Origin of the sequence: Microbacterium sp., assembly GCF_047972865.1 — a bacterium.
Classification (GTDB): Bacteria; Actinomycetota; Actinomycetes; order Actinomycetales; family Microbacteriaceae; genus Microbacterium.
Genome location: NZ_JBKEAY010000015.1, coordinates 20358 through 30703, shown reverse-complemented (window position 1 = coordinate 30703; position 10346 = coordinate 20358). Strand labels below are relative to the sequence as shown.

The 10346-nt window shown below is 68.6% G+C and carries 10 protein-coding genes; 3 read left to right on the top strand and 7 right to left on the bottom strand.

The window, feature by feature from the left end:
* Window positions 1-164 precede the first annotated feature (164 nt).
* On the bottom strand, window positions 165-1439 hold the full coding sequence (locus tag ACK5KK_RS00875; RefSeq protein ID WP_416888205.1) for a DUF222 domain-containing protein: 1275 nt from the start codon (window positions 1437-1439) through the stop codon (window positions 165-167).
* A gap of 194 nt (window positions 1440-1633) precedes the next feature.
* On the opposite strand from ACK5KK_RS00875, the gene ACK5KK_RS00870 reads away from it, so the two are divergent.
* Entirely contained in the window at window positions 1634-2710 is a 1077-nt protein-coding gene (locus ACK5KK_RS00870; RefSeq protein WP_416888204.1) for a type I restriction endonuclease, read from the top strand.
* A gap of 49 nt (window positions 2711-2759) precedes the next feature.
* On the opposite strand, the gene ACK5KK_RS00865 is transcribed toward ACK5KK_RS00870, so the two are convergent.
* Genes ACK5KK_RS00865 through ACK5KK_RS00845 form a run of 5 tightly spaced genes read right to left on the bottom strand, consistent with a single transcriptional unit; the run spans window position 2760 to window position 7020 of the window.
* Window positions 2760-3182, bottom strand: a complete 423-nt coding sequence (locus tag ACK5KK_RS00865; RefSeq protein ID WP_416888203.1) for a Zn-ribbon domain-containing OB-fold protein — start codon at window positions 3180-3182, stop codon at window positions 2760-2762.
* Window positions 3179-4336 (bottom strand): thiolase family protein, encoded by a 1158-nt coding sequence (locus tag ACK5KK_RS00860; protein WP_416888202.1) that lies wholly within the window; start codon window positions 4334-4336, stop codon window positions 3179-3181. The genes ACK5KK_RS00865 and ACK5KK_RS00860 overlap by 4 nt, the downstream gene beginning before the upstream one ends.
* Window positions 4333-5019: a 3-oxoacid CoA-transferase subunit B gene (locus tag ACK5KK_RS00855; protein WP_416888201.1), complete on the bottom strand. Its 687-nt coding sequence runs from the start codon at window positions 5017-5019 to the stop codon at window positions 4333-4335. Before ACK5KK_RS00855 ends, ACK5KK_RS00860 begins: the two co-directional genes overlap by 4 nt.
* The gene (locus ACK5KK_RS00850) at window positions 5016-5816 is read right to left on the bottom strand and encodes a CoA transferase subunit A (RefSeq protein ID WP_416888200.1); all 801 of its coding nucleotides are present in this window, start codon (window positions 5814-5816) and stop codon (window positions 5016-5018) included. Before ACK5KK_RS00850 ends, ACK5KK_RS00855 begins: the two co-directional genes overlap by 4 nt.
* Before the next feature lie 49 nt (window positions 5817-5865).
* The gene (locus ACK5KK_RS00845) at window positions 5866-7020 is read right to left on the bottom strand and encodes an acetyl-CoA C-acyltransferase (protein WP_416888199.1); all 1155 of its coding nucleotides are present in this window, start codon (window positions 7018-7020) and stop codon (window positions 5866-5868) included.
* Window positions 7021-7247: 227 nt separating this feature from the next.
* Between ACK5KK_RS00845 and ACK5KK_RS00840 the strand changes: the two genes are divergently transcribed.
* Window positions 7248-9236, top strand: coding sequence for a primary-amine oxidase (locus ACK5KK_RS00840; RefSeq protein WP_416888198.1), 1989 nt, complete (start codon window positions 7248-7250; stop codon window positions 9234-9236).
* Here the strand turns inward: ACK5KK_RS00840 and ACK5KK_RS00835 are convergent.
* Complete coding sequence (locus tag ACK5KK_RS00835) at window positions 9233-9799, bottom strand: class I SAM-dependent methyltransferase (RefSeq protein WP_416888197.1); 567 nt, start codon at window positions 9797-9799, stop codon at window positions 9233-9235. The two genes, ACK5KK_RS00840 and ACK5KK_RS00835, sit on opposite strands and share 4 nt — an antisense overlap.
* A gap of 93 nt (window positions 9800-9892) precedes the next feature.
* Between ACK5KK_RS00835 and ACK5KK_RS00830 the strand changes: the two genes are divergently transcribed.
* Entirely contained in the window at window positions 9893-10342 is a 450-nt protein-coding gene (locus tag ACK5KK_RS00830; protein ID WP_416888196.1) for a MarR family winged helix-turn-helix transcriptional regulator, read from the top strand.
* Window positions 10343-10346: the final 4 nt, after the last annotated feature.

Below are 10346 nucleotides of genomic sequence, written 5' to 3'. Positions count from 1 at the left end.
GCCAGCGCGCGTCGGGACGGCCCGGGTGTGGTTGACCGAGCTGGGCGGCGAGGCCTTGGTCGTCCGGCGCAGCGGCGACGGCACGACCTCGCGGTTCGCGTTGTGCGATATGGTGTAGGCGCCCATGGCACCGGATCCTCCGCGGGCGTAGGAACTACGCCGTCCTAGAAGGGTGGTGTGTCGGGCTCGGGGTCGCTAGGCGTGCCCGGCGGCGCGGGCGTGAAGGCGGGTGTTCTTCGTTCGGGTTCGACGAGGTACCGGCGGCCGCTGGGGGAGGTCCATTGCATCGTGCCGCCGCCCAGGGGCTCGATGCGCCAGCGTGTGTGGTGTTTCAGGATGTGATGGCCGCGGCACGCGGGAGCAAGGTTGTCGGCCGCGGTGTGACCACCGTGCTCCCACGCGATGGTGTGATCGAGGTCGCAGCGGTCGGCGGGCATGCCGCATCCGGGGGCGACGCAGCGCGGCGAACGCCACCTGACCAGCCGGCGCAGCGCGGCGGGCGGGCGGTACAGAGTGCGCCCGACCGAGAGCACCGTTCCGGTCTCGGGGTGTGTCAGGACCCGCATCCAGCCGTCTGCCGCACCGGCAAGCGCGCGAGCCACGGCGTCGGGGATCGGTCCGACACCGTCGACGACGCCCGGACCTGCCCCGGGGTGGCCGAGCAGGGTCAGCACGGGGCAGGTGACGGCGACGGTCGGGCGGATTCCCCGGAGCGCGTCCGGGAGAGATGCGGTTTCGCCGTCGATGAGCAGGTCGCACAGGACATCGGCCCGGCGTTGGTCGATCGTGCGGTCGTCGTCGGTGTCGGTGAGGGCGGTGGCCAGCGCGGTCATACGGTTGTGGATGGCGCGGGCTTCGACGGCCGGGACCAGTGCGGACAGCCAGGCCATCGAGTCGGGGGCGGGTTCCACCCAGACGCGTCGTTGGGTCAGAGCGCGTTCGTGGCGCTGCGCCCGCTGGTCGGCGGTCTCGGTGTCGATGAGACGGCGCAGGGTGCGCCGGAACGTGCCCATCGGGAGTTCTCGTGCCGCGGCCGTCGCCTGGGGGTAGATGCGGTCACGGATGCGCGGGTCGTCGATACCGTCGAGTTCGTCGACGAGGTGCTCGGCATGGGCCACCGTGGTCTCGGCGCGATCCAGACAGTCGAGCACTTCCGGGTAGCGGACCGCGAGCGCTTCGGCGACCAACATGAGCCGGCCCGCGGCGTATTCGGTCACCCGCAGGGCGGCGGCGAGTTCCAACCGCACCGAGCGGTCGGCCAGGGCCCGATCCATCGACGCGTCACGAAGCGCGTCCTCGCGCGTCTCGCGCACGTAGGCCCAGGTGCGCCGGAACCGGTGCGCCGCGAACACCGTGACCATGTCGGCGGCCTCCACGACCCACCCGACACCGTCGAGCACGGGATGGGGATCCCGATCAACCAACACGACCTGCGACATACCGCCACCCTACGAGGGGGTTCCGACATCTCCTCCGGCTCCCCGTGCAACCACCGTCTCGAAGCGCTGATGCGAGGTGATCGAGAGAGCGGCGAACACGCCGCGCTTGTGGCCATGAGCGACGGTCGTCGGTCGATATGTTCGATGCCTGGGGAACTTGTTGTATTCGAACGGGGTACGAGAAACGAGAGAGAATGAGTTTCGCGGAACGTCTTGCCGCGTTGGCAACCAAGATAGAGAACCAGGCTGACGCGATCGGCACCGAAGAAGCAACAAAGAACGCGTTCGTCATGCCGTTCATCTCTTCGATCTTGGGGTACGACGTCTTCGACCCGCTTGAAGTGGTTCCGGAGTTCAACGCCGATGTCGGGACGAAAAAGGGCGAGAAGGTCGACTACGCGATTGTTCGCGATGGTGAAGTCCAGATCCTGATCGAGTGCAAGGCGTCGCTCGGCGAACTGCAGCTTGAGCACGCGTCCCAGCTCTTCCGCTACTTCGCCGTCACGAATGCTCGGATCGCCGCCCTGACGAACGGAGTCGTCTGGCAGTTCTACACGGATCTTGATGCGCCCAACCGGATGGACTCGAAACCCTTCCTCGTCCTGGATCTTCGCGACGTCGACGACATGTTGGTCCCTGAACTGCAGAAGCTCAGCAAGGAGAGTTTCGATCTTGAGTCGATCATCAATGCAGCCGAAGAACTGAAGTACCTTGGTGCACTCAAGCGCGAGATTGCAAAGCAGTTTCACGAACCGTCCGACGAATGGATCAGGTTCTTTACCACTCGGGTTTACGAGGGTTCCTTTACACAGCGTGTACGCGAACAGTTCACCACGCTGGTCGTGAAGGCCTCGAAACAGTTCCTGACGGAGAGTGTCAACGACCGCTTGAAGGCAGCACTCGGTACCGGAACGACGTCTGAGGATGTACGCGCTCTCGCCAGCGAACCGATCGTTGAGAACGACCTTGCCCGCGACACGGAGATCGAGACGACTCTCGAAGAACTCGAGGGTTACCAGATCGTGAAGGCGATCGCGTGCGCTGAGGTCAAGCCACAACGAGTGGCACAGCGTGATCAGAAGAGCTATTTCGCCGTGCTGCTGGACGACAACAACCGCAAGCCGATTGCCCGTCTGCACTTCAACGGAAGGCAGAAGTACCTGGGCTTGCTCGATGAGTCCAAGACTGAGACCCGTCATCCCCTGGACTCACTCGAGCAGATATACGAGCACACTGACGCGATTCGCGAAGCGGTGCTTCGGTACGCGTAGTCCCGCAGTCCGCTGTTCAGCCGGCCGGTCCGCGCACATGGCCGTCCCGCTACGCGTCGAGCACGAACTGGATGAGTCCCGGCTCGGTCGTCTCGGCGGTGGTGGCCATGCGCACGCGCGCGTCGACGGTGACCGCCTCGACCGGACAGCCAACGATGTTCGTCATGAGGCACGGCCCCTCGTCGAGTCGCACCAGGGCGAGCACGTACGGTGCGTCCGGTCGCCAGGCCGGATGGCCGGGCACGTGCGCGACCGTGAGCGTGCGCACCGCCCCAGTTCCCGCCGACTCGACCCACTGCAGATCCTCCGACCAGCAGGAACCGCAGATTACCCGCGGGTAGTGCTGGGTGTGACCGCAGCCCGCGCACCGCTGCAGCAGCAGACGGCCCGCGGCGGCGGCATCCCACCAGGGCTGCGTGCGCGCGATCGTCGTGAGCGCGGGTTTGGGGACGGCGGGGGCGACTGCGGTCATGTGTTCGGACCTCCGAGGACGAGGGCGACCTCTTCGCTGAGGGTCGCGCCGTTGCCGGTGACCAGGGCCAGGTCGGCCGACGGCACCTGCCGGGCCCCGGCGGTGCCGCGCAACTGGCGCACCGCCTCGACGATGTGCCCCATGCCGCCGGCCAGATCGGCCTGCCCGCACGCGAGCTGACCGCCGTGCGGATTGATCGGCAGCGCTCCCCAGGCCCCGAGATCGGCTTCCGCCAGCCAGGGGCCGGACTCGCCCTTGGCGACGAAACCGCCGTCCTCGAGGGTGATCGCCACGACGATCGAGTAGCAGTCGTAGATGCTCAACAGGTCGATGTCCGATGCCGTGACCCCCGCGGCCCGGTAGGCGGCCGGGATCGCGCGCGCCAGTGGGGACGTGGTCAGCGCGGGTGCCTGGCTGAGAGCCCGGTGGGTGACCCGTTCCCCCGCACCGAGCAGCAGCACCGGCGGATGCGGCAGATGCCGCGCCCGGTCGGTGGAGGTCACGATGACGGCGGCGCCCCCACCGCACGGCATGACGATCTCGAGCAGGTGCAGCGGCGACATCACCATCGGTGAGCCGAGCACGTCGTCGATCGTGATCGGCTCACCGTGGAACACCGCGTCGGGGTTGAGACGCGCGTTGTGGCGTTGCCCGACGGGGACGGCAGCGAGTTGCTCGGGTGTCGTGCCGTAGTGGGCCATGTGCGCTGTGGCGACCATCGCGTAGGCCTGGTTCGCGCCGCTTGCCCCGTACGGCACATCGAACTCGCGAATCGGGTTGCGATTGGGGGAGCGGTGCACGACCTGGGGGTCGCGGCTGTTGCCGAGCACGCACAGCACCGTCGTGGCCATGCCGGCCTCGATCGCGGCGGCCGCACGCCACAGCATCCCCGCTCCACTGGCCCCACCGAGGTCGACGATGTCGGCGAACGTCGGCTGCAGTCCCAGGTATTCGGCCACGGTCGCCGGCACGTGCTGCGCCGTCTCGCCGACGTGCGGGCCGACCATCAGACCGTCGATCTGGGAGGGTTCGATCCCCGCGTCGGCGGCGGCGCGCCGCGCGACACGGGCGATCATCTCTAGCGTCGTGAACCCGGGGGTGGTGCGTTGCGGGGCGAGTTCGGCGATGCCCACGACCGCGTGTCGTCCCCTCACCCGGCCACTCCCGTCGCCGACAGGTCGTTCGCGGTCATCTCCGTCACCTCCGCGGCGAGCAGCAACGTCGGCTCGGTGACCGCCTGAACGTCCTCGACGGTCAGCCCCGGCGCGATCTCTCGCAGCAGCAGACCGTCGGCGGTCACGTCCATCACGGCCATGTTGGTGATGATGCGGTCGATCACGCCCCGCCCGGTCAGCGGCAGGGTGCACTCGCGGAGGACGCGCAACTCTCCGGTGCGGGTCGTGTGCTCCATCAGCAGCACCACCTTCTTGACGCCCTGCACGAGGTCGACTGCCCCGCCGGGGCCCTTGATCATCTGGCCGGGCACCGCCCAGTTGGCGAGGTCGCCGCGCGCCGACACCTGCATGCCGCCGAGCACGGTCACGTCGAGCTTGCCGGCGCGGATCATCCCGAAGCTCATGCTGGAGTCGAAGAACGCCGCGCCCGGTTGCACGGTGACGGTCTCCTTGCCCGCGTTGATCAGCTTCGGGTCCTCTTCTCCCTCGATCGGGTACGGACCGACGCCGAGGATGCCGTTCTCGGAGTGCAGGATGACGTGGCGCCCCTCGGGGACGTAGTTGGGGATCAGCGTGGGCAGCCCGAGACCGAGGTTGACGTAGGCGTCCTCGGGGAGTTCGAGGGCGGCGCGCGCGGCCATTTGCGGGCGGGTGAGAGTCATGCTGTGTCGCCTTCCTGGTGTGCGACATCGGTCGCCGGGCGGGTGGTGCGGCGCTCCATCGGCAGGTCGGTGGCGATCTGCGGGGTCTGCTGCACGATGCGGTGCACGTAGATTCCCGGCAGGTGCACGTCGTCCGGGTCGATCTGGCCAGGTTCGACCAGATCGACGACCTCGGCGATCGTGGTACGCCCGGCCATCGCGATGATCGGGTTGAACGCTCGGGTGGCCCGGGCGAACACCAGGTTTCCGTGCCGGTCGCCGCGTTCGGCGCGCACGAGCGCGTAGTCGGGCGCGATGGCCTCTTCGAGCACGTACTCCCGTTCCGGCCCGAGCGACGAGAACACGGCCGTGGGCCGGGTCGGCGAGGCGACGACGACCTCGCCGTCTCGATACCGCCACGGCAGCCCGCCCTCGGCGAACAGTGTGCCGACCCCCGAGGCGGTGTAGAAGGCGGGGATGCCGGAGCCGCCGGCGCGAAGCCGTTCGGCGAGGGTTCCCTGCGGTGCGAACTCGAGTTCGATCTCGCCGCTGAGGTACTGACGCGCGAACTCCTTGTTCTCGCCGACGTACGACGAGATCATGCGCCGGATCTGGTGGCCTGAGAGCAGTTCGCCCAGTCCCCAGTCGTCGACGCCGCAGTTGTTGGAGATGATCTCGAGGTCGCGGATGCCGCGTTCCTTCAGGGCACGGATCAGCATGATCGGCACGCCCACCAGCCCGAAACCGCCCACCGCGATGGAGGCGCCGTCGGGAATGTCGTGTACGGCCTCCAGCGCCGATGCGGAGGTCTTGTCCATGTCGTTGTCCTGTCTGTGCGTCAGCGGGGCGTCGTCGGGTGGGAGCCGGTCACCGCGGCAGGCGCAGCAACACCGCCTGGCCCTGCCCGCCGCCGCCGCACATCGTGGCGACGCCGAACTCAGCCTCTCGGTCGGCCATCTCGTACGCCAGCGTCATGATGGTGCGGAATCCCGACGCGCCCAGCGGGTGACCCAGCGCGATCGCACCTCCGTTGACGTTGACGACGTCGTACCCGATCCCCAGGTCTGCCATCGAGGCGGCGACGACTCCCGCGAACGCCTCGTTGATCTCCCACAGCCCGATGTCGGCGGCCGTCAGGCCGTGCCGGCGCAGCAGCGCGTACGCGGCCGCCGCGGGCTTGGTGTGCAGGCTGACGTCGGGTCCGGCGACGGTGGCCCGTCCGATCACCTCGACCATCGGGGTCACGCCGTGCGCCCGGGCGGTCTCGGCGGCCATGAGCACACCGGCGGCCCCGGCATCCGACATCTGCGACGCGTTGCCGGCGGTGATGCTGCCGTCGGCGGCGAACGCCGCGCGCAGGCCCGCCAGGCGCTCCATCGTCGTATCGGGGCGCACTCCCTCGTCGTGGTCGAGTTCGGGCATCGCGGCCAGTTCCCGCCGCAGCCGTCCGCTCGCGGTCGACGTGGCAGCCCGGGCATGGCTCTCGGCCGCGATCTCGTCCTGCTGTGCGCGGGTGATCCCGTGATCGCGGTTGGCCCGCTCGGAGATGGGGCCCATGCCTTCGTCGGCGAGCGCGCACCACAGTCCGTCCCGCTGCAGCAGATCGATCAGCGGGGCGTCGCCGTATCGCTTCGCCTGACGCAGCTGCACACCGTGCAGCGCCCGGCTCATGGAGTCGAAACCGCCCACGACGGCGCTGTCGATCTCGCCCGCACGGATCTGGGTGGCCGCCAGCCCCGTCGCCGTCATGCTCGCGATGCAGACGTCGTTGAGCGTGGTCGCCGGGACCGTTCGGGCCACGCCGCCGCGCACTCCGGCCGAGCGCGCCGGGTTCTGGCCGTTACCGGCCTGCACGACGTTGGCGAGGTACACCTGGTCCACACTCGGGTTCGCGGCGCGGTCGAGGGCTTCGCGGACGGCGACGGCGCCCAAATCGACGGCGGCGACATCCCGGAGGGCGCCGCCGAACTTGCCCATCGGGGTGCGTGCGGCCGAGACGAGGACGGCAGAACGGGGGTCCATGCGAGTGCCTCCACTGGTGCATCGAGGGTGACGGGATCTGCGTGTTCGCGACCGACGGTAACCCGCGGCGGGAGAGGGGACTATCGCGAAAACGGGCAAGACTCGCCCTCCGATTTGACGGTTCCACAGAATCCGGGGTCGACCTCGTCCGGTACGCGACAGCGCGGGCCGGGATGGCCCATAGTGAACGAAACCGATCGGAGGCGTCTGCGATGTCGAATGAGGCGATGGTGGCCGGGACACGGGAGGATTCTGCGCGGGGAGGGATCCACCCGCTCGATCCGTTGACCGGCGAGGAGATCGCTCGTACGCGCGAGATCCTGGTTGCCGGGGGACTCCTGTCAGACTCGGTGCGGGTGCCGATGTTGTTGCCGCACGAGCCGGAGAAGGCAGAGGTGGCGGGCTGGCGCGAGGGTGAGCCGGTCGATCGCCGGGTCGAGGTGACCCTGATGGCCGTCGACACCGGCGGCGTCGTCGAAGCGATCGTCTCGATCACTCGCGGCGTGGTGGATGCCCAGCGCGTGCACGACGCCTCGGCGCCGCCGTACGGCCAGCCGCAGTACCTGTTCGAGGAGTACGAGCGGGTGCAGCAGATCATGAAGGCCTCGCCGCAGTGGCAGGCTGCGATGCGGCGGCGGGGCCTCGAAGACCGGATGGCGCTCGCGTACGGGTCTCCGCTGGCGCCCGGTTTCGTCGGCCGCCCCACCGAGGTCGGCCGTCGCGTGATCCGCTCGCTGACCTTCCTGCGCGACAGCGAGGGCGACAACCCGTGGGCGCACCCGGTCGAGGGGCTGATCGCCCACATCGATCTGGTCACCGACGAGGTCATCGTGGTGGAGGACCACGGCGACGTGCCGGTGCCGTCGGCCAGCGGTATGTACACCCCCGAGGTCGTCGGTCCGCCGCGCACCTCGCTCAAGCCGATCGAGATCACGCAGCCCGAGGGGCCGAGCTTCCGCGTCGACGGTCACCGTGTGGACTGGGAGGGCTGGTCGCTGCGCGTCGATTTCAATGCCCGCGAAGGACTGGTCCTGCACGAGGTCTCGTTCGGCGGCCGGTCGGTGCTGTCGCGCGCCAGCATCCCCGAGATGGTCGTTCCCTACGGCGACACCTCGCCGACGCGTTTCTGGATCAGCTATTTCGACGCCGGCGAGTATCTGCTGGGCAAGAGCGCGAACCCGCTGGCCCTGGGGTGTGACTGTCTGGGCGTCATCCACTACTTCGACGGGCACGTCGCCGACGACTACGGCAACCCCACCCTCATTCCGAACGTCGTGTGCATGCACGAGGAGGACTACGGCATCCTCTGGAAGCACACCGAACCGGGCATCGGTGCCGAGGTGCGGCGCTCGCGGCGGCTGGTGGTGTCGTACTTCGCGACGGTCGGCAACTACGACTACGGGTTCTACTGGTACTTCTACCTCGACGGGTCGATCCAGGTCGAGGCCAAAGCCACCGGCATCGTGTTCGTCGGCGCCGGCGAGCACGGGGCGCACAATCCGCATGCCGCCGAGATCGCCCCGACCGTGTTCGCCCCGGTGCACCAGCACCTGTTCTGCGCGCGCCTGGACGTCGCGATCGACGGTGAGGACAATCAGCTCGTCGAGGTCGACGCCGCGCGCATCCCGATGGGGGAGCGCAACCCGTTCGGCAACGCGTTCACCTGGACCGAGACGCCGTTGCGCACCGAGCACGAGGCCCAGCGCGAGGCCGATGCCGGCGCCGCCCGCGTGTGGGAGGTGCGTTCGGCGTCGACGAAGAACTACGTCGGCAAGCCGACCGCCTACCATCTCATCCCGCAGCCGACGGCGCTGCTGATGGCCGATCCCGGGTCGTCGGTCGCTGACCGGGCCACGTTCGCCACGAAACACCTGTGGGCCACCGCGTACGACCGCGACGAACGGTGGCCGGCCGGCCGCTATCCGAACGCGCACCAGGGCGGGGCGGGGCTTCCCGCCTACACCGAGGACGACCGCAGCATCGATGGTGAAGACCTGGTGCTGTGGCACACCTTCGGTCTCACCCATATTCCGCGCCCCGAAGACTGGCCGATCATGCCCGTCGACTACGCGGGCTTCTGGTTCAAGCCGTACGGGTTCATGGATGTGAATCCGGCGATGGACGTCCCCGAATCCGCGCAGGCCCACGGGCGCCGTAGCGCGCAGTGCGGCTGCGCAGACGGTTGCGCGTGCGGCGACGGGTGTCGGTGCGGCTAGAGCGACAGCCGATGGATCGCAGGGAACCCTAGCGGGGTCAGCGCGAAGCGATCGACGGGGACGGGGTGAGATGAGGGCCGCAGGCCGGCCTGGAGCCCGGCGAAGTCTGCGAACGCCATGTCGTAGATCCGGACGCTCCCCGTCGGAGCGAGGACTCGTCGAATCTCGGCGCCTCCCTGGCGAGGGTCACGCCAGTGGTGGAGCGCGAACGACGACACCACCAGATCGACCTGTGCCCCGTCGAAGGGCAACTCCTCAGCCGTCGCCACCCGGACCTCGGCATGGTCGAACCGCGCCAGCCGTAGTTCGGCGCGAGCAGCCATCGCGGGCGCCGGATCCACCCCGATGACGCGCACATCGGGTCGCAGGGAGGCGATGGCGGCAACGAGCCTCCCCGGGCCGGTGCCGATGTCGACGATGCGGGACCCAGCGGGGAGAGCGCCGCCGGCGTCCTGGGCGATCCGGCGATACATGCCGCGGGCAAGCCCGGCCGTCCGGTCGTAGCGATGGGCCTGCGCCGAGGTGTAGTTCTCGTCCATCGTCGCGTGGGTGTGGTGCGCCATCGTCGCCTCCTTGGTTGTACAGTGCAACTGTCCAGATCAACCTAGCACAACAGTTGTGTGTAACAACTGTTGTTCTGAACAAGTGAGGTGTACGTGGAGAAAGACCATGGAGAACACGAGCACCTCAACGCGCTGCTGGTGGAGTTCATGAGGCAGGGCGATCAGGTCGTCACGTCGCTGCCGGTCGGGGAGCGACTGTCGCTGACCGAAACCCTCCTCCTGCATCACGTCGACCACGAGGGACCGCGCAGCCAGCAGGAACTCGCCGATCTCGTCCGAGTGGACAAGTCCACCGCCAGCAGACTGGTGGCATCACTGGTCGAGCGCGGCGCCGTCGAACGTGACCGCGATCCGGGCAATCGCCGGGTGGTCATGGTGACCATCACCGAGCAAGGGCGCCGCCTGCACCGTGACATGGCCCAGGCGCTGTCGCAGCGCACCTGCGGGGTTTTCGACGCCATGAGCGATCAGGACCGGGCAGCGCTTGCCACCGGCCTCGAAGCGCTGCTGGCAGCGCTTCGCACCGCTCCGGGGGACGGGTGACACC

Coding starts and splice junctions, on each gene's coding strand:
- ACK5KK_RS00835 (WP_416888197.1), bottom strand. CDS start 9,799: ATGGCGCACCACACCCACGCGACGATGGACGAGAACTACACCTCGGCG.
- ACK5KK_RS00865 (WP_416888203.1), bottom strand. CDS start 3,182: ATGACCGCAGTCGCCCCCGCCGTCCCCAAACCCGCGCTCACGACGATC.
- ACK5KK_RS00850 (WP_416888200.1), bottom strand. CDS start 5,816: ATGGACAAGACCTCCGCATCGGCGCTGGAGGCCGTACACGACATTCCC.
- ACK5KK_RS00855 (WP_416888201.1), bottom strand. CDS start 5,019: ATGACTCTCACCCGCCCGCAAATGGCCGCGCGCGCCGCCCTCGAACTC.
- ACK5KK_RS00870 (WP_416888204.1), top strand. CDS start 1,634: ATGAGTTTCGCGGAACGTCTTGCCGCGTTGGCAACCAAGATAGAGAAC.
- ACK5KK_RS00875 (WP_416888205.1), bottom strand. CDS start 1,439: ATGTCGCAGGTCGTGTTGGTTGATCGGGATCCCCATCCCGTGCTCGAC.
- ACK5KK_RS00845 (WP_416888199.1), bottom strand. CDS start 7,020: ATGGACCCCCGTTCTGCCGTCCTCGTCTCGGCCGCACGCACCCCGATG.
- ACK5KK_RS00840 (WP_416888198.1), top strand. CDS start 7,248: ATGGTGGCCGGGACACGGGAGGATTCTGCGCGGGGAGGGATCCACCCG.